Here is an 18,711-nt window from a genome sequence, read left to right as displayed (position 1 = left end):
CGGACGACCCCCCGCGGCGGCAGGGCTCTGCGCGTCCACGCCGCTCACCGGTCGCGTTCGGTCAGTTCGACGTCGGCGCCGAGGCCCTCGAGCTTCGCCATGAAGTGCTCGTAGCCGCGGTTGATGATCTCCAGGCCCGTCGCCGTGGAGGTGCCCTCGGCGGTGAGGGCGGCGATCAGGTGGGAGAAGCCGCCGCGCAGGTCCGGGATGTCGAACTCGACGCCGTGCAGCGGCGTCGGGCCGGAGATCACGGCCGAGTGCAGGAAGTTGCGCTGACCGAAGCGGCACGGCACGGAGCCGAGGCACTCGCGGTGCAGCTGGATGGAGGCGCCCATCCGCACGAGGGCGTCGGTGAAGCCGAAGCGGTTCTCGTACACGGTCTCGTGCACGATGGAGACCCCCTTGGCCTGGGTCAGCGCCACCACGAGGGGCTGCTGCCAGTCGGTCATGAAGCCGGGGTGCACGTCCGTCTCGAGCACGAGCGGGTTGAGATCGCCGCCGGCGTGCCAGAACCGGATGCCGTCGTCGACGACGTCGAACTCGCCGCCGATCTTGCGGTAGGTGTTCAGGAACGCCGTCAGGTCGCGCTGCTCGGCGCCGCGGACGTAGATGTCCCCCCGGGTGGCCAGGGCGGCGGAGGCCCACGAGGCGGACTCGTTGCGGTCGGGCAGCGCGATGTGGTTGTAGCCGCGCATCTCGCTCACGCCCTCGATGCGGATGGTGCGGTCCGTCTGCACGGTGATGATCGCGCCCATCTTCTGCAGGACGGCGATGAGGTCGTGGATCTCCGGCTCGACGGCGGCGCCCTTGAGCTCGGTGATGCCCTCGGCCTTCACAGCGGTCAGCAGCACCTGCTCGGTGGCTCCGACGGAGGGGTACGGCAGCTCGAGCTTGGCGCCGTGCAGGCCCTTGGGGGCGGAGATGGAGATGCCGCCCGGGCGCTTGTCCACGACGGCGCCGAAGTTGCGCAGCACGGCCAGGTGGTAGTCGATCGGGCGGTCGCCGATCTTGCAGCCGCCGAGGTCGGGGATGAAGGCCTCCCCGATCGCGTGCATGAGCGGGCCGCAGAAGAGGATCGGGATGCGCGAGTCGCCGGCGTGGGCGTCGATCTCGGCGGTCAGGGCCGACTTCACCCCGGCCGGGTCCATCGTGATCCGCCCGGTCTCCTTGTCCCACTCCACGGACACGCCGTGGATCTCGAGGAGGGAGCTGACGACGTCCACGTCCTTGATCTCGGGGATGTTCCGGAGCACGGACGGCGAGTTGCCGAGCAGGGCGGCCACCATGGCCTTGGGCACCAGGTTCTTGGCGCCGCGCACGGTCACCTCACCGGTCAGCGGCTTTCCGCCATGGATGGTCAAGAGCTTCGCCATGCGCGTCCTTCCTCAGCGCGGCCGCAGGGCCACGGTCTCGGCCACTCCGCCGGAGCGGGGAGGTCTCTGAACGGGACCGCCCGCCGTGTGCGGCGGGCGGTCCCGGAATCGCCTCCCAGCATAGGGCGTCGCCGGGCACGCGCGGCAATGGTGCGCTCCCGGCGGCGGCCGGTCAGCCGGCCGTGCGGGCCGGCAGGGTGGTGGGCTTGTACGCGGGGCGGTCCGCCTCGTAGGCGTCGATCTCGGCCTGGTGCCCCAGGGTGACGGCGATGTCGTCCAGGCCCTCGAGCAGCCGGTGACGGGTGTCGTCGTCGATCTGGAAGGGGGCGGTCACATCCCCGCACTCGACGGTGCGTGTGACGAGGTCCACGGTGACCGGGGTCCCGGGACGGTTCTCCAGCTCCTTCCAGATGCGCTCGACGTCCTCCTGCTCCACCTGGGCCGCGACGAGCCCCTGTTTGGCGGAGTTGCCGCGGAAGATGTCCGCGAAGCGCGGGGAGATCACGGCGCGGAAGCCGTAGTCCTTGAGCGCCCACACGGCGTGTTCGCGCGAGGAGCCGGTGCCGAAGTCCGAGCCCGCCACGAGCACGGTGCCTCCGCTGAACGGCTCGGTGTTCAGGATGAAGTCGGGGTCCTGGCGCCAGCCGGCGAACAGGGCGTCCTCGAAGCCCGTGCGGGAGATCCGCTTGAGGTACACGGCCGGGATGATCTGGTCCGTGTCCACGTTCGAGGCGCGCAGCGGCACGCCGACGCCGGTGTGGGTGGTGAACTTCTCCATGGCTCAGGCCTCCTGGGGGGTGAGGGCGGGCAGGTCGGACGGGCTGGCGAGGCGGCCCAGCACGGCGGTGGCCGCGGCGACCACCGGGGACACCAGGTGGGTGCGCCCGCCCTTGCCCTGCCGGCCCTCGAAGTTGCGGTTGGAGGTGGACGCGCAGCGCTCCCCCGGGGAGAGCTGGTCCGGGTTCATGCCCAGGCACATGGAGCAGCCGGCGAACCGCCACTCGGCCCCGAAGTCCTCGAACACCCTGTCCAGGCCCTCGTCCATGGCCTGCAGACGCACGCGCGCCGAGCCCGGCACGACCATGACGCGCAGCCCCTCGGCCTTGCGTCGGCCCCGGACGACCTCGGCGAACGCCCGCAGGTCCTCGATGCGGGAGTTGGTGCACGAGCCCATGAACACGGTGTCGACCTCGACCTGCTTCATCGGGGTGCCGGGGGCCAGGTCCATGTAGGACAGTGCCTTGCGGGCCGCCTCCTGGGCCACCGGGTCGGCGAAGTCCTCGGGCGCGGGGACGGTGTCGTTCAGGCTCACGCCCTGCCCCGGGTTGGTGCCCCACGTGACGAACGGCTCCAGCGTGTCCGCGTCGATGACCACCTCGGCGTCGAACTCGGCACCCTCGTCCGTGGCGAGGGTGCGCCAGTGCTCGACGGCGGCATCCCAGTCGTCGCCCTCGGGGGCATGGGGACGGCCCTTCAGGTAGGCGAAGGTGGTCTCGTCCGGGGCGACCATGCCGGCGCGGGCGCCGGCCTCGATGGACATGTTGCAGATGGTCATCCGGCCCTCCATGGAGAGGTTCCGGATGGCCTCACCGCGGTACTCGAGCACGAAGCCCTGGCCCCCGCCCGTGCCGATCTTCGCGATGACCGCGAGGATGATGTCCTTGGCCGTCACACCCGGGCGCAGCGTGCCGTCCACGGTGACCGCCATGGTCTTGAAGGGCTTCAGCGGCAGGGTCTGGGTGGCCAGGACGTGCTCGACCTCGGAGGTGCCGATGCCGAACGCCAGGGCGCCGAACGCGCCGTGGGTGGAGGTGTGGGAATCGCCGCAGACCACGGTGAGGCCGGGCTGGGTCAGACCCAGCTGGGGGCCGACGACGTGGACGATGCCCTGCTCGGCGTCGCCCAACGGGTGCAGGCGGACGCCGAACTCGGCGCAGTTGGCCCGCAGGGTCTCGATCTGCGTGCGCGAGGTGGCATCCGCGATCGGCTGGTCGATGTCCAGCGTCGGGGTGTTGTGGTCCTCCGTGGCGATGGTCAGGTCGGGCCGGCGCACCGGACGCCCGGCCAGACGCAGCCCCTCGAAGGCCTGCGGGCTCGTCACCTCGTGCACGAGGTGCAGGTCGATGTAGAGCAGGTCGGGGGTGCGGGAGGCGCCCTCGCCCTCGCCACGCACCACCACGTGTTCGTCCCAGACCTTCTCGGCCAGCGTCCTGGGCCGCGTCGTCGCCGTCGTCATGTGCCGCACCTTCCTGCTCACGCACCTGTCGGTCGTCGCCCGGCGCGGGGCGCCGGTGCTCACGGACCACTGTGGGGCGCGGCGGGGCCGTTCTCGACCACGCGGCGCGATATTCCATATCGTGAGATTTCGTCTCACATGCCGGACCTGGCCCCGGCCGGCCCGGTCACATGCGACGCACACCGACACCCCCGGCCGTCCGCGCAGTGAGACGACTACGATCACCCCATGACCACCGAGCCCGTGCGCCCGCCCACCGAGGACGACCTCATCGGCCCCTCGCTCCACCGGCATCCCAGCGGTGTCGGCGTGGTGGACAAGTCGGTGGCGATCCTTGACGCGCTCGAGTCCGGCCCGGCCACGCTCGCCCAGCTCGTCATCGCCACCGGGATCGCGCGGCCCACGCTGCACCGGCTCGCGGCCGCCCTCACGCACCACCGCATGGTGGGCAAGGACCTGCAGGGCCGCTACGTGCTGGGCACCCGCCTCGCCGAGCTCGCCTCCGCCGCCGGCGAGGACCGGCTCACCACGGCCTCCGGCCCGGTGCTGCTGTGGCTGCGCGACGCCACGGGCGAGAGCGCCCAGGTGTTCCGTCGGCAGGCGGACTCCCGCGTGTGCGTGGCCAGCGCGGAGCGGCCCTGGGGCCTGCGCGACACCATCCCCGTGGGCGCTCGCATGTCCATGAAGGCCGGCTCCGCCGCGCAGGTGCTCCTGGCCTGGGAGGACCACGAGCGGCTCGTCGAGGGGCTGGCCGGCGCCGTGTTCACACCCACCGTCCTCGCGGCGGTGCGGCGGCGCGGCTGGGCCCAGTCCCTGGCCGAGCGCGAGCCCGGGGTCGCCTCGGTGTCCGCACCGGTGCGCGGCCCCAGCGGCCGCGTCATCGCGGCGGTCTCGATCTCCGGCCCCCTCGAGCGGCTCTCCCGTCAGCCGGGCCGGCTGCACGCGGACGCCGTCGTCTCCGCCGCGACGCGGCTCACCGAGCTCATCCGCGCCGGCGAGGCCTGAGGCCCGCCCGCGCCACCGACGGGACGCGCCGCGGAGACACCCCGTTCTTCCCGCGTTCACCCGCGGGGCCTAGCGTCAACCAGGTCCCCGACCGCCGCCCCCCGCACCACCGAGGAGTCCGCTGTGACCGAGACGACCGCGCCCGCCGCCCCCGCCGAGCAGGAGGCCGCGCCGCGGCTGTCCGTGATCGGCACGGGCTATCTGGGCGCCACGCACGCCGCCTGCATGGCCGAGCTGGGCTTCGAGGTCCTCGGCGTGGACGTGGACCCGGCCAAGATCGAGCGCCTGGCCCGCGGCGAGGTGCCCTTCCACGAACCCGGCCTGCCCGAGCTGCTGCGCACCCACGTCGCCTCCGGGCGGCTGCGCTTCACCACCGACGTCGCGGAGGCGGCCCGCTGGGCGGACGTCCACTTCATCGGCGTCGGCACCCCGCAGAAGGTGGGCGAGACCGCGGCGGACCTGAGCTATGTGGACGCCGCCGTCGCCTCCCTCGCCGCGGCGATCGACCGCGACGCACTGATCGTCGGCAAGTCGACCGTGCCCGTGGGCACCGCGCGCCGCCTGGCCGAGCTCGTGCGCACCGTGCGCGCCGAGGCCGGACTGCCGGGCGAGGTCGAGCTCGCCTGGAACCCCGAGTTCCTCCGGGAGGGCTTCGCCGTGAGGGACACGCTCACCCCGGACCGCCTCGTCATCGGCATGCACGGGCCCCGCGCCGAGGGCATCCTGCGCCGCGTCTACGCGCGGCAGCTCGCGGCCGACACCCCGTGGATCAGCACAGACCTCGAGACGGCCGAGCTGGTGAAGGTGGCCGCCAACGCCTTCCTGGCCACGAAGATCTCGTTCATCAACGCGTTCTCGGAGATCACCGAGAACGTGGGCGGGGACATCGGCACCCTCGCGGACGCGATCGGCCACGACGCGCGGATCGGACGCCGGTTCCTCAACGCGGGCGTGGGCTTCGGGGGCGGCTGCCTGCCCAAGGACATCCGCGCGCTCCAGGCCCGCGTCTCCGAGCTGGGCCTGGACCGGACCATGCGGTTCCTGGCGGAGGTGGATGACATCAACCTGCGCCGCCGCGACCGCGTGGTGGACCTGGCCGTGCAGGTGCTCTCCGCGGCTCGCGACGGCCGGATCCGCCGGGCCGAGGCCTCCGGGCCCGCCCCCACCCCCGCGAGCGTGCAGGTGCTCAACGGCACGAGGATCGCCGTGCTGGGCGTCACGTTCAAGCCGGACTCCGACGACGTCCGGGACTCCCCCGCCCTCGACGTCGCCAACCGTCTCTACACGGCCGGCGCCGACGTCCGGGTATACGACCCCGAGGGCAACGCCAACGCGGCCGCCCGCTTCCCGCGGCTCGACTACGTGGACTCGCTCGAGGCGGCCGTGGACGGCGCCGAGCTGACCCTGCTGCTGACCGAGTGGCGCCAGTTCCGCGAGATGGATCCGGACACCGTGGGCGCACGCGTGGCCTCCCGCCTGCTGATCGACGGGCGCAACGTCCTGGACGTCGCCGCGTGGCGCGAGCACGGGTGGGACGTCATCGGCCTCGGGCACCGCTTCGACCCGGAGCGACTCCTCCGCGCGGCCTGACCCGCCCGCGGACCCCGGCCCGGGCGCTCAGCCGGCGAACGGGTCCCAGCCGGACCCGGGCAGCGGCCGGTGCCCGGCCGGCGCCCGGGCCCCGGCCGGCACGAGCCGGCCGATCCGCGTGAACCCCCGGGGCAGCTCGGTCTCGGGCCACGCCAGCCCCAGGAGACCGTAGTCCTCGCCCCCGCCGGTCACGAGCGCCTCCGGACTGGTCCCGGCCAGGGCGGCCACGCGGCGCAGGGGTGCGGCGGCCTGCGCCAGCCAGGCCTCGTCCAGCCACGGTGCCGGCGCGGGGCCTGCCCCGCCGGTGGCGGCCGCCATGCGGTGCGCGTCCTTGCCCAGGCCGTCGGAGACGTCCATGAGGGTGAGCAGGCCGGCCGTCACCGCGGCGGGTCCGAGGGCCAGCGGCGGGCGGGGTCGCAGCTGGGCGCGGACGGCGCGGGCGAGCTCCCGCGGTGACGGCCGGTCGGCGGCGGGGAGGGCGTCCGCCCGTCGCTCCAGCTCCGCGCGGTCGGTGAGCAGCACGGCGAGCCCGGCGGCGGCCCACCCCGGCCCCGGGGGCGCGGCGGCCCGGGGACCGTCCGGCACCGCCTGGGCATGGACGAGGTCGGCGCCCTCGGCGAGCACGCGGTCCCGGTCCGCCGCGGCCGGCGTGCGGCACAGCACTCCGCCGGGGTGCGGGTCCCCGAGCACCGTCACCGCGGCGTGGACCCGTCCGCCGGTGCCCAGGTCGCCCCCGGCCACCCGGCAGTCCGGCGCGCCGAGGTGACGCACCGCGCCCACGATGCCCGCGGCGAACGACCGAACCCAGGCGACCGGCGTCGTCGGCGGCAGGGTGAGGGCGGTGACGAGCGCGGAGGCGCTCCCGCCCATCGCGTTGACGTCCGAGAGGTTCTGGGCGACGGCCTTCCAGCCGGCGTCGTGGCCGCGGGTGCGGGGGCCGGCCGGCCAGCGGTGCAGGAAGTCCGTGCCCTCCCCCATCGCGTCCGTGGAGATGAGCGTCCCGCCGCGGGGCGCGGGCACGAGGGCGGCGTCGTCGCCCGGGGCGACGGTGCCGGCGGGCCAGTGGCCGTCCCGGACGGCGGGAGCGAGCCCGGTCAGGACGACCTCCAGCAGCTCGGCCTCCGTGAGGTCGCCGACGGTCGCCCCCGCCGCGGCCGCGGGGTCGCGCACCGTCATCGGCGGCCCCGCCGGACCGGGGCGCCGGAGGCCCGGGCGAGGGCGTCGCGGAAGGCGCGGAAGCGGTCCACCTCGGCGCGCACCGGGTCGACGACGAGCCGCCGGCCGACGTCGGTGGTCGCCTCCTCGAGGCGGCGGCGCGCGCGGCGTCCCCGCGCCGCGGCGGTCCACCGGGTCAGGGGGATCGCCAGCAGGGCCAGCAGCACGCCGAGCGCGAGGCCGCCGACGAGCAGCAGCGTCGGGAGGGGGAAGCCCTCGACCGTGGGCGCGGGCGGCAGGGGGAACTGCAGGTACCCCGCCAGGGCGAGGACGCCCAGCCAGCCGGCGCCGACGACGGCGGTGAGGAGGGCGAGCCACTGCAGCACGTCCAGCACGGGGTGCCACCAGCTGCCCCGACCGGCCCCGAGGTCGGTGGCGGCGATCGCCTGGTCCACGGCGCCGGGGAGCTCCTCGGCGTGCTCCCGGCCCGCGCGGCGGATGGCGGCGGCCCACGGCTCGGAGGCTCCCGCGCCGGCCGCGGCGGCCAGCGTGCGGACCGCGCCGTCGACGACGGCCCGCTGGGTGCCCGAGCGCTCGGGCAGGGAGGTGCGGTGCAGCGCGGGGTCGCGGGCGACCTCGTCCCGGTCGCGGCGGGGGGCGGCGCTCTCGGGCATCAGGTGCAGGCGCCGCAGGGGGTCCGCGCGGAAGGAGTGCATCCAGCGCAGCACGGGCCAGCTGGTGCGCTTGGCCGAGCGCAGCCGGTACGAGCCCTCCACCGCCCGGACGACGGCCGGCACGCCGCCGGCCACGGCCAGCTCGCGCCCGAGCCGCTGCTCGTCCCCGGGCCCGACGCCGGCCGGCTCGCCCTCGCCCGAGGCGGCGGCGAGGTCCGCGGCACGGGCCGCGACGTCCGCGCCCAGGCGTTCGGCGGCCGCGCCGCGCTGGGCGACGATCGCCGCGACCTGCCGGCCGACCTCCTCGAGGCCCTCCCCCGTGCGCGCGGACACGGGCAGCACCCGGACGTCGCCGAGGCCGTGCCCCGAGAGCATCCGGCGCAGCGAGGCCAGCACGACGTCCCGGTCACGCACCGAGAGCCGGTCCACCTGGTTGAGCAGCACGAGGGTCACGGCCGCGTGCGAGCCCATGGTCGCCAGGAACTCGCGGTGCAGCACGGCGTCCGCGTACTTCTCCGGGTCCACGACCCACACCAGCACGTCCACGTGGCCGGCCAGCCGGGAGGTGATCTCGCGGTTGCCCCGCTCGACCGAGTCGATGTCCGGCAGGTCCAGCAGGATCAGACCGGTGGCGTCGGCGCCGTCACGGCGGCCGACGCCGAGGAAGCCGGGGCGGCCGTCGTCGAGCACGGGCGCCTCGTCCAGCAGGTGGCGGCGGCGCACGCCGAGCCAGTCGAGCAGGGCGGCCGCGCCGCCGCCCTCGCCGGTGCCGTCGCCGTGCTCCGCGTCCGGGTCCAGCCCCTGTCCCCGGCCCACGCCCCAGACCGCGGCGAGCGGCTCGGACGTGGTGGGCCGGGTGGCGGCCACGCGGGCCAGGTCGCGGCCGGTGAGCGCGTTGAACAGGGAGGACTTGCCGGAGCCCGTCGCCCCGAAGAATCCGACCACGGTGTGCTCCGCGGAGAGTGCCTGGCGCTCCCCGGCCGCGCGCACGACGGCGTCGGCCCCGGCCACGACGTCCTCGGGCAGGCGGCCCGCGGCCAGCTCGGCGGCCTCGCCGAGGGCGTCCAGGCGGGGGGCCAGGGCGGGGGTGTCGCGGCGGCTCATCGGGACTCCTCCCCCGCCTCGGCGGCGGACGGGGCGTGCTCGGGTTCGGTCGGGCCGTCGACGCCGGCGGCCACCCCGCGGCGCAGCACCGGCACGAGGGCGCGCAGCTCCTCGGTGGCCTGCGGCTCGCGCTCGAGGTGGAGCAGCGGCAGGAAGCGGTCCGCGAGCACGGTCTCGAGGAAGGCCCGCACGCGGAGCTCGAGCAGCTCATCGGCCCGCCGGGCCATGCGGCGCACGGCGTCCTCGCCGAAGATCGACTCGAGCAGCTTCTGCCCGACGACGGCGGCGCCGCCGGCGATGCCGACCTCGATGCCCGCGAGTCCGCCGGTGGAGGCGAACGAGATGATCATGAGGGCCACGGCCGCGCCGTTCACGCCGGTGGCCGCCAGGCGGGCGCGCGTGCGCTTGCCCGCGCCCTCCTCCTGGATCAGCGCCAGCACGTCCGACTGCCAGTCCCGCACGACGTCGGCCGCCCGCGCCGACGCGTCCGGCGTCAGGGCACCCAGGTCGCGCCCGGCCACGAGGGCCCGGCCCGCCGGCTCGGACGCCCAGCGCCGCTCGATCTGCTCGGCGGCTGCGGCGGCCGCCTCGACCATCACGGCGTGCAGGCCGGTCTCCAGGGCGGTCTCGACCTCCTCGGGCGGTGCCGGGCGCCCGCGCACGAGGGCGCCGAGGCGGTCCCGCAGCCGGCCGATCGTGGTCTCGACGCCGCGGAAGAACTCCCCCGTGCCGACGAAGTCCTGCCAGCGGGAGAGCACCTCGCCGCGCAGCAGCGTGCCGTCCGAGGTGGCCTCGCGGACCCGGCCGACGGCCTGGTCCGTGGAGTCCCCCACGATCCGGGCGAGCAGGTCCGCGGCATGCCGCTGCTCCTCCTCGGCGCGGGCCAGGTCGGCGACGCGGGCGGCCAGCTGGCCCAGCACGCCGTCCACGGTCCGGCGGGCGACGGCGCCGCGCGCCTGGGCGTCGGCGGCGAGGGTCTCGAGCCAGGCGCGCAGGCCCGCGACGTGCTCCTGCGGGAGCAGGCCGCGCTCGTCGAAGCGGGTCTCGGGGATCACGTGGATCCGGGCGTCGGCGAGGCCGCGCTCGGTGAGCATGCGCCGCAGGTCCGGGGTGATGTCCTCCGCCGCGCCCTCGGGCACGCGGCCGAGCACGACGGCCACGGTGATGTCGCGGGCGGCGGCCTCGTCCAGCAGCTGCCAGGGCACGGCGTCGGCGTAGCGGTGCGCCGTCGTCGTGAAGATCCACAGGTCGGCGGCTTCGAGGAGCTGCCGGGCCAGCGCGCGGTTCTGGTCCGCCACGGAGTCGATGTCCGGGGCGTCCACGAGGGCGATGCCCGAGGGCAGTGCGGGCTCGGCCACGAGCGCGACCGTGTCCATCGCGGACTGGTCGGGTTCGACGGGGCCGGCGGCCGCGTCGCGGTGCACGCTGACGCGGGCGAGGTCGGGCAGCACCCGCGGGCCCGTGAACCAGTGGGTGTCGGCGGGGTTGTGCAGCAGCAGAGGCTGCCGCGTGGTGGGCCGCAGGGCGGAGGAGCGGGAGACCTCGTGGCCGACGAGCGCGTTCACCAGCGTGGACTTGCCCGCACCGGTGGAGCCGCCGACGACGGCCAGCAGCGGCGCGTCGAGCGAGTCGAGGCGGGGCAGCACGTAGTCATCGATCTGGTGCAGGGTGCGCTCTCGCTCGGCGCGGTCCTGCCCTGCGGTGACGGTCTCGAAGGGCAACTCGAGCGCGGCGAGGTGCTCGCGCACGCGGCGGACGGCCGTGTCGACGCCGAGGTCTGGGGCGTTCTGATCCGTGTGTGGCACGTGGGCCATCGTCTCACGGGCGCGCGCCGGCCGCCCATCCCGCCGGCCCGGCGGACGGAGACGACGGAAGCCCGGTCCGCAGGGACCGGGCTTCCTGTCACTCGGGTGACCCCAGCGGGATTTGAACCCGCGTTACCGCCGTGAGAGGGCGGCGTACTAGGCCGCTATACGATGGGGCCGAGCGCGCTGTCCGCGTGTGCGGAAGCGATGCCGTGGAGACCTTCTGCTGCGCCTGCGTCTCCTGTTCAGGCGACGGATGCGTTCATCCGCCCGTGCCGTTCCGGTCCGAGGACCGGGCGGCGACTGCGTGACCCCAGCGGGATTTGAACCCGCGTTACCGCCGTGAGAGGGCGGCGTACTAGGCCGCTATACGATGGGGCCGTGCGCCACGTCCGAGCGTCTCCGCCCGTGCGCGTTCACTGAGTCCGAAGACTCGCTGGGGTACCAGGACTCGAACCTAGAATGACGGTACCAGAAACCGTTGTGTTGCCAATTACACCATACCCCACTGTCGGTCAAGCATGCCTGACCGATGTGCATCATATTCATGAGCTCGGTGTTCCCGGATCTCTCCGGCAACGAGAAAGAACTCTACACCCTCCGGGCGGCACGTGCAAAATCGGCGGGTCAGGCCGCCAGCCAGGTCTGCAACCCGCCGATCGCCCGCATCCGCCAGCACGCGTGCTCCTCGTCCCAGAGCGGCTCCTCCGCCCCGCCGTGGGCGGGGGCGTCGGGGCTCATCCACACCGGGACGAGCCCCGCCGACCGGGCCCCCTCGACGTCGTGACGCAGACTGTCCCCCACCATGAGGGTGCGTCCCGGGTCCGTGCCCAGGCGGGAGCAGCCGGCCAGGAAGGGGGCCGGGTCCGGCTTCGGGGCCCCGGCCGTGTCCGAGCCGATCAGCACCTCGACCCACTCCAGACCGAGGGCGTCGGCCTTGCCGCGCTGGTAGGCCTCCACGTTGTTCGTGACGATCCCCACGCCACGGCCTGTTCCCCGCACCTCGGCGAGGACGTCGGCGGTCGCGGGGAACAGCGCCCAGTGCCCGCGCACGACCTCTTCGTAGTCGGTGGTCCACAGGCCGTCGAGCGGGGTCGCCGCGTCCTCGGGCACGCCGAGCGCGCGCAGGGCGTCGGCCACGCGGGCCAGCCGCTGCTCCTCGAACGTCAGCTCCCCGGCCACGTAGCGCCCGAAGTGGCCGCCGGCGTCGGACGCGAAGGCCTCGGTGGCCTCGGCCAGCACCGCCGGATCGACGTCGGCGGCCCCGGCCCACTGCCGGCGCACCGTCGCGTCGAACGCGGCGTGCTGGGCGGAGCGCAGATCCAGCAGCGTGTCGTCCAGGTCGAAGAGGACGGCGTCCCAGGCCGGCGGCGCGGGCGCGCCCGCGGACCCGTCGGCCGGCGTCGTGCTGGCGCCCCGGCTCATGCGTCGGTGGGCTGGTCCTGGTCCAGGCCCTGCTCCGCGGCGAAGCGGTCCAGGCGGGCGAGCGCGGAGTCCCGGCCCAGGATCTCGAGCGACTCGAAGAGCGGCGGGGACACCTTGCGGCCGGTCACCGCGACGCGCACGGGGCCGAACGCCTGGCGCGGCTTGAGGCCCAGGCCGTCGATGAGGGCGGCCCGCAGCGCCGCCTCGATGCGCTCGGTGGTGAACTCCTCCTCGGGCAGGGCGGCCAGCGCCTCCCGGGCCGCGGCGACGGCGGCGCCCAGGTCCGCCGGCATCCCCTTGAGGGCGCCCTCGGCCGTCCGGACGTCCCGGTCCGCCGTGAAGAGGAAGGCGAGCATCTCGACGGCCTCGCCGAGCAGCTGCACGCGCTCCTGCACGAGCGGGGCCGCGGCGGTGAGGACCTCCATCTCCCGCTCCGTCAGGTGCTCGCCCACGAGGCCGGCCGCGTGCAGGTAGGGCACGAGACGGTCACGGAAGTCGGCCACGTCGAGCATGCGCACGTGCGTGCCGTTGATCGCGATCGCCTTCTTCTCGTCGAAGCGGGCGGGGTTGGCCAGCACCTTGTGCACGTCGAAGTGCTCCACGAACTGCTGCGGGGTGAAGATGTCCTCGTCCGCGGAGAGGGACCAGCCCAGCAGGCCGAGGTAGTTCAGCAGGCCCTCCGGGATGAAGCCGTTGTCCCGGTGCAGGAACAGGTTGGCCTGCGGATCGCGCTTGGACAGCTTCTTGTTGCCCTCGCCCATCACGTAGGGCAGGTGGCCGAACACCGGCATGTACCGGGCGACGCCGATCGCGTACAGGGCGCGGTAGAGCGCGATCTGGCGCGGAGTGGACGAGAGCAGGTCCTCGCCGCGCAGCACGTGGGTGATGCCCATGAGCGCGTCGTCCACCGGGTTCACGAGGGTGTACAGCGGTGAGCCGTCCGCCCGGACCACCACGAAGTCCGGCACGGAGCCGGCCTTGAAGGTGATCTCCCCGCGCACCAGATCGGTGAAGGTGATGTCCTCGTCCGGCATGCGCAGCCGCCAGACCGGCGCGCGGCCCTCGGCCTCGAAGGCGGCGATCTGCTCGTCCGTGAGGTCGCGGTCGTGGCCGTCGTAGCCGAGCTTGGGGTCGCGGCCGGCGGCCCGGTGGCGGGCCTCGGTCTCCTCGGGGCTCGAGTAGGACGGGTAGATGTGTCCGCCGGCCTTGAGCTTCTCGATCACGTCCGCGTAGATCTGTCCGCGCTGGGACTGACGGTACGGCTCGTGCGGGCCGCCGACCTCGACGCCCTCGTCCCAGTCGATCCCGAGCCAGCGCATCGCCTCGAGCAGCTGCTGGTAGGACTCCTCCGAGTCGCGCTTGGCGTCCGTGTCCTCGATGCGGAACACGAGGGTGCCGCCGGTGTGCCGCGCCCAGCCCCAGTTGAACAGGACCGTGCGGATCAACCCCACGTGGGGGGTGCCGGTGGGCGAGGGGGCGAACCGTACGCGCACGGGGGTCTCGGCGTCCACCTGGGGGACGTCGACGAAGGGGGCGGGGGCGTTCTCGGACACGGGAGCGGTGGCGTCAGTCATGATGCCCCGAGTCTACGCGGGGGCCCGGACGCCGTCGTCGGGCGCCTGCGTCAGCGGCGGAAGACGGTGGCGAGGATGCCGATGCCCTCGACCTCGGCCTCGACGCGCTGGCCCTCCTGGACCGTCCCGACCCCGCCCGGGGTGCCGGTCAGGATCACGTCGCCGGGCAGGAGGGTGAACATCTCCGAGGCCGCGGCCACGAGCTCGCGGACGCCGAAGACCATGTCCGCGGTCGTGCCGTCCTGGCGGGTCTCACCGTCGAGGCGGGACGTGATGCGCAGGCCGCCGGCCGGCTCCACGTCCAGCTCGGTCTCGATCCACGGGCCCAGCGGACAGGCACCGTCGAAGCCCTTGGCGCGGGCCCACTGCAGGTCGGTGCGCTGGGCGTCGCGGGCGGTGAGGTCGTTGCCCACGGTGTAGCCGAACACGACGTCGTCCACGCGGCTCACCGGCACGTCCTTGCAGATGGTGCCGATGACGACGGCGAGCTCGGCCTCGTAGGAGACCTCGTCCGACCAGCTGGGCAGGGTGACCGGCTCGTTCGGCCCCACGACGGCGGTGTTCGGCTTGAGGAAGAACTGCGGCGAGGCGGGGACCTCGTTGCCGAGCTCCTTCGCGTGGTCGGCCCAGTTGCGGCCGACGCCCACGATCTTCGAGCGCGGGATGATCGGGGCCACGAGACGCACATCCTCGAGGCGGTGCGTGGTGCCGGTGGGCTGGATCCCGTGGAAGAACGGGTCGCCCTGCAGGGCGGTGATGCTCAGCTCGGAGGGGTCGGCGTCGGCCGGGCCCTCCACGATGCCGTAGGTCGGTTCGGCCTGGTCCACGAAACGGGCGATGCGCATGGCCGCCAGCCTAGTGGGTGAGCGGCGGGCGCCGTCGCCGGACACCCCACCCGATGCCGACCCCGCTGACGCCGCGAGCCAGACGATTCGGCCGCGCCCGACGGTCCGGGGCGACCGATTCGTCTGGCTCGCGGGCGGATTCGTCTGGCTCAGCGCGGTGCGGGGCGGTGCAGGGCGGGTCGAGACCGCTCAGCAGCAGCGGCTGCCCGGATTCGCCTCTTGGCGGGCGTATTCGGCCCGCCAGAATTCCCGCTCGGTCATCGGTGCCCGCCCCGGGTGGTGGGCCCGGTGATGGGCCACGTACGCGTCGTACTTCCCCTCTCCGGAGAGCTGGCGGACCCACCAGCGCACCCGGGCCCACACCCCGGGCCGAGACGGGCCGGCCGGGCCCTCCGCGGTGGAGGGCCCGGCCGGCGTCGCGCGCGGATCGGCCACGTCAGTGACCCCGCACCGGCTGCCGGTCCGCCGGCAGGGCGTCCCACTGCCGCTGCAGCTCCTTCTCCTCGGCCGTGGCGAACAGCCCGGCCGGGGCGAAGCGCTGCGAGGGCACGTACGGGTCCTGGTGATCGATGACCTCGGTGCCGCGGAAGGCGCGCACCGTGGCGAGCACCGACGTCGTGATGACGATCAGCGCCAACACCAGGAAGACGACGGAGAGCGTGCCCTGGATGAAGGTGTTGCGGACCACGGCCTCCATGGCCGGCACGGACTTCGCGGCGCCGAAGCTCGTCTTCCCCGCCGCCAGCGCGTCCTGGAACGCGCGATGCTGCGCCCAGTAGCCCACCGCCGGGATGGAGGAGAAGATCTTCTGGAACGACGCCACGGTGGTGACCACGGTGATGAACGCCAGCGGCAGCGCCACGATCCACAGGCCCCGGAAGTCCCGGCGGCGCGCGACGATCGTCAGGACGACGGCGAGCGCGATCGCCGCGAGCAGCTGGTTGGCGATGCCGAACAGCGGGAACAGCGTGTTGATGCCGCCCAGCGGATCGGTGACGCCCATGATCAGCACGGCGCCCCACGCGGCCACCATGATAGCCGTGCAGACCCACGCGCCCACGCGCCACGAGGTGTCCTTGAAGCGCGGGACCACGTTGCCCAGGGAGTCCTGGAGCATGAACCGGGCCACGCGGGTGCCGGCGTCGACGGCGGTGAGGATGAACAGCGCCTCGAACATGATCGCGAAGTGGTACCAGAAGCCCATGAGCGCGTCGCCGCCCACGAGCTGGCCCATGATGTGCGCCAGGCCGACCGCGAGGGTGGGGGCGCCGCCGGTGCGGGAGACCACGGTCTCCTCGCCCACGAGGTCGGCCAGGTGGGTCAGGTCCCCGGGGGTGAGGTTCACGCCGGCCAGGCCGAGGCCCATGACGAAGTCGACGGCGGTCTCCGGGGTGCCGCCGGTGAGGGCGGCCGGGGAGTTCATGGCGAAGTAGATGCCGCGGTCGAGCGAGACGGCGGCCACGAGCGCCATGATGGCCACGAAGGCCTCCATGAGCATGCCGCCGTAGCCGATGAAGCGGGTCTGCCGCTCCTTCTCCACCATCTTGGGCGTCGTGCCCGAGGCGATCAGCGCGTGGAAGCCGGAGAGCGCACCGCACGCGATGGTGACGAACAGGAACGGGAACAGCGAACCGGGCCACACCGGGCCGGTCTGGCCCGAGGCGAACTCGGAGAACGCGGGGGTGCCGATGCGCGGCTGCACGACGACGATGGCCAGCGCGAGACCGGCGATCACGCCGATCTTCATGAAGGTGGACAGGTAGTCGCGCGGAGCGAGCAGCAGCCACACGGGCAGCACGGCCGCGACGAACCCGTAGATGATCACGGCCCAGGCGATGGTGGTGCGGTCCAGGGTGAACAGGGCCGCGCCCCACTCGGTCCCGGCCACCCAGCCGCCGCCGATGATGGCCGCCAGGAGCAGGACGAACCCGATCACGGAGATCTCGGTGATGCGGCCCGGGCGGATCCAGCGCAGGTACACGCCCATGAAGAGCGCGATCGGGATGGTCATGGCCACGGAGAACACGCCCCACGGGGACTCGCCCAGGGCGTTGACCACCACGAGGGCCAGGATGGCCGTGATGATCACCATGATCAGCAGGGTCGCGACGATCGCGGCGGTGCCCCCGACGCGGCCCAGCTCGTCCCGGGCCATCTGGCCGAGCGAGCGGCCGCCGCGGCGCATCGAGAAGAACAGGACGAGGTAGTCCTGGACCGCGCCGGCCAGGATCACGCCGACGATGATCCAGATGGTGCCGGGCAGGTAGCCCATCTGCGCGGCGAGCACGGGGCCCACGAGCGGACCGGCGCCGGCGATGGCCGCGAAGTGGTGGCCGTAGAGCACGTGGCGGTCGGTGGCCACGTAGTCCCGGCCGTCGGCCCGGTACTCGGCCGGGGTGGCGCGGGTGTCGTCCGGGTGGACGATCATGCGCTCGACGTACTTCGAGTAGAAGCGGTAGCCGATCGCGAACGTCGCCACGGCGGCGAACACGAACCAGATCGCGTTGATCGTCTCGCCGCGGTGCAGGGCGAGCATGGTCCAGGCGACGCCGCCGAGCAGGGCGACGGCCACCCAGACGGCGATCTTCGCGGGCGTCCAGCGGGGCCGGCCGGCGGCCTCGGTGGGCGGGAGGTCTTCCGGCGTCGTGGCCGGGAGTGGGGCGCCCTCGGCGGCCGCGGAGGAGCGGTGCGAGCTCACGGGGGTCTCCGTTCGTGGGGTGGGGTCAGACGAGGCGGTGCAGCCAGCCGTGGCGGTCCTCGACGCGCCCGGTCTGGATGCCCTCGAGCTCGGTGCGGATCTTCAGGGCCACGTCGGCCCCGCCGGCGGACTCGATCACGTCGTCGCCGTCGAGCAGACGGCCGATCGGGGTCACGACGGCGGCGGTGCCGCACGCGAAGACCTCGGTGATCTCGCCCGAGCGGACGCCCTCGGCCCACTCGGCGAGGGTGACGCGACGCTCCTCGACGGTCAGGCCCATGTCCCGGCCGAGCTGGAGGATCGAGGAGCGGGTGACGCCCTCGAGGATCGTGCCGGTGAGCGCCGGGGTGACGAGGCGGCCGTCGGCGTGCACGAAGAACACGTTCATGCCGCCGAGCTCCTCGATCGCGTCGTCGTGGTACTGGTCGAGGAACACGACCTGGTCGGCGCCCTTCGCCGCGGCCTGCAGCTGGGGCAGCAGCGAGGCGGCGTAGTTGCCGCCGGTCTTGGCCGCGCCCGTGCCGCCCTTGCCGGCGCGGGCGTAGTCACGCGAGACCCAGATGGTCACCGGCTTGAGCTCGCCGCCGAAGTAGTTGCCGGCCGGCGAGGCGATCACCATGTACCGCACCTGCCGGGCCGGGCGGACGCCGAGGAACGCCTCGGAGGCGAACATGAAGGGGCGCAGGTAGAGGGACTGGCCCGGGCCGGTGGGCACCCAGGCCCGGTCCGCCTCGAGCTGGGCCTGCAGCGAGCCGAGGAACAGCTCCTCGGGCAGCTCCGGCAGGGCCAGGCGGCGGGCGGAGCGGTTCAGGCGGGCCGCGTTGGCCTCGGGGCGGAACGTCCACACCGAGCCGTCCTCGTGCCGGTAGGCCTTCAGGCCCTCGAAGATCTCCTGGCCGTAGTGCAGCACCGCGGCCGAGGGGTCCAGGGACAGCGGTCCGTAGGGCTCCACGCGGGCGTCGTGCCACGCGCCCCCGTCCTCGTCCCAGGTCCAGTCGATCGAGACCATGTGGTCCGTGAAGACGTTGCCGAAACCGGGGTCCTGGAGGATCTCGACGCGCTGCTGATCGGACATCGGGGACAGATGCGGTTGCCGCGTGAACACGGTCTCGGACACGGTGGGATCACTCCTCGTGACGGGTGGCGGATGGGGACGGCTCCGGTGCCGGGCACGACGCGCGGGGGCCACGGCGCCGGGCGTGGCACACGCCACAGGCCGTCGCCCCA

Annotated in this window: 14 protein-coding genes and 3 tRNA genes; 2 read left to right on the top strand and 15 right to left on the bottom strand. The window is 74.0% G+C overall.

The window, feature by feature from the left end; translation table 11 throughout:
• Positions 1-44 precede the first annotated feature (44 nt).
• The 3 genes from murA to leuC all read right to left on the bottom strand — a co-directional run bounded on the left by murA (position 45) and on the right by leuC (position 3,609).
• Complete coding sequence (gene murA / locus J1M39_RS00970) at positions 45-1,373, bottom strand: UDP-N-acetylglucosamine 1-carboxyvinyltransferase (RefSeq protein WP_002856412.1); 1,329 nt, start codon at positions 1,371-1,373, stop codon at positions 45-47.
• 172 nt (positions 1,374-1,545) lie between these two features.
• On the bottom strand, positions 1,546-2,151 hold the full coding sequence (gene leuD, locus J1M39_RS00965) for a 3-isopropylmalate dehydratase small subunit (RefSeq protein WP_036338085.1): 606 nt from the start codon (positions 2,149-2,151) through the stop codon (positions 1,546-1,548).
• A 3-nt stretch (positions 2,152-2,154) separates the two neighbouring features.
• A complete protein-coding gene (gene leuC / locus J1M39_RS00960) occupies positions 2,155-3,609 on the bottom strand; it encodes a 3-isopropylmalate dehydratase large subunit (protein WP_036338082.1) in 1,455 nt (484 codons plus the stop codon).
• A gap of 228 nt (positions 3,610-3,837) precedes the next feature.
• On the opposite strand from leuC, the gene J1M39_RS00955 reads away from it, so the two are divergent.
• Together J1M39_RS00955 and J1M39_RS00950 are read left to right on the top strand one after the other, a co-directional pair.
• Positions 3,838-4,614, top strand: a complete 777-nt coding sequence (locus tag J1M39_RS00955; protein WP_078026043.1) for an IclR family transcriptional regulator — start codon at positions 3,838-3,840, stop codon at positions 4,612-4,614.
• Between the two features lie 123 nt (positions 4,615-4,737).
• Complete coding sequence (locus J1M39_RS00950) at positions 4,738-6,204, top strand: UDP-glucose dehydrogenase family protein (RefSeq protein ID WP_078026042.1); 1,467 nt, start codon at positions 4,738-4,740, stop codon at positions 6,202-6,204.
• A gap of 27 nt (positions 6,205-6,231) precedes the next feature.
• Here the strand turns inward: J1M39_RS00950 and J1M39_RS00945 are convergent, their stop codons facing one another.
• The 12 genes from J1M39_RS00945 to J1M39_RS00890 form a co-directional block, all read right to left on the bottom strand.
• Complete coding sequence (locus J1M39_RS00945; protein WP_078026041.1) at positions 6,232-7,380, bottom strand: thiamine-phosphate kinase; 1,149 nt, start codon at positions 7,378-7,380, stop codon at positions 6,232-6,234.
• A complete protein-coding gene (locus tag J1M39_RS00940; protein ID WP_206496371.1) occupies positions 7,377-9,137 on the bottom strand; it encodes a GTPase in 1,761 nt (586 codons plus the stop codon). Before J1M39_RS00940 ends, J1M39_RS00945 begins: the two co-directional genes overlap by 4 nt.
• Positions 9,134-10,942: a dynamin family protein gene (locus J1M39_RS00935; RefSeq protein WP_206496370.1), complete on the bottom strand. Its 1,809-nt coding sequence runs from the start codon at positions 10,940-10,942 to the stop codon at positions 9,134-9,136. The genes J1M39_RS00940 and J1M39_RS00935 overlap by 4 nt, the downstream gene beginning before the upstream one ends.
• A gap of 106 nt (positions 10,943-11,048) precedes the next feature.
• Positions 11,049-11,121 (bottom strand) — tRNA-Glu (locus J1M39_RS00930).
• A gap of 129 nt (positions 11,122-11,250) precedes the next feature.
• Positions 11,251-11,323: transfer RNA gene (locus J1M39_RS00925), tRNA-Glu, on the bottom strand.
• A gap of 55 nt (positions 11,324-11,378) precedes the next feature.
• Positions 11,379-11,450, bottom strand: a tRNA-Gln gene (locus tag J1M39_RS00920).
• Positions 11,451-11,569: 119 nt separating this feature from the next.
• Positions 11,570-12,367, bottom strand: a complete 798-nt coding sequence (locus J1M39_RS00915) for an HAD family hydrolase (RefSeq protein ID WP_122054204.1) — start codon at positions 12,365-12,367, stop codon at positions 11,570-11,572.
• A complete protein-coding gene (gene gltX, locus J1M39_RS00910; protein WP_122054202.1) occupies positions 12,364-13,941 on the bottom strand; it encodes a glutamate--tRNA ligase in 1,578 nt (525 codons plus the stop codon). The genes J1M39_RS00915 and gltX overlap by 4 nt, the downstream gene beginning before the upstream one ends.
• A 50-nt stretch (positions 13,942-13,991) precedes the next feature.
• Positions 13,992-14,786, bottom strand: coding sequence for a fumarylacetoacetate hydrolase family protein (locus J1M39_RS00905; protein WP_206496369.1), 795 nt, complete (start codon positions 14,784-14,786; stop codon positions 13,992-13,994).
• Between the two features lie 189 nt (positions 14,787-14,975).
• Positions 14,976-15,137, bottom strand: a complete 162-nt coding sequence (locus tag J1M39_RS00900) for a YbdD/YjiX family protein (RefSeq protein WP_342356354.1) — start codon at positions 15,135-15,137, stop codon at positions 14,976-14,978.
• Positions 15,138-15,222: 85 nt separating this feature from the next.
• Positions 15,223-17,484, bottom strand: a complete 2,262-nt coding sequence (locus tag J1M39_RS00895) for a carbon starvation CstA family protein (RefSeq protein WP_206496367.1) — start codon at positions 17,482-17,484, stop codon at positions 15,223-15,225.
• A gap of 25 nt (positions 17,485-17,509) precedes the next feature.
• Positions 17,510-18,601: a branched-chain amino acid aminotransferase gene (locus J1M39_RS00890; protein ID WP_206496366.1), complete on the bottom strand. Its 1,092-nt coding sequence runs from the start codon at positions 18,599-18,601 to the stop codon at positions 17,510-17,512.
• Positions 18,602-18,711: the final 110 nt, after the last annotated feature.

The organism is Micrococcus sp. KRD077, assembly GCF_017168505.1.
GTDB classification, from domain to species: domain Bacteria; phylum Actinomycetota; class Actinomycetes; order Actinomycetales; family Micrococcaceae; genus Micrococcus; species Micrococcus luteus.
The sequence above is the reverse complement of the archived record's forward strand: the minus strand, read 5'-3'. Positions and strand labels throughout refer to the sequence as shown.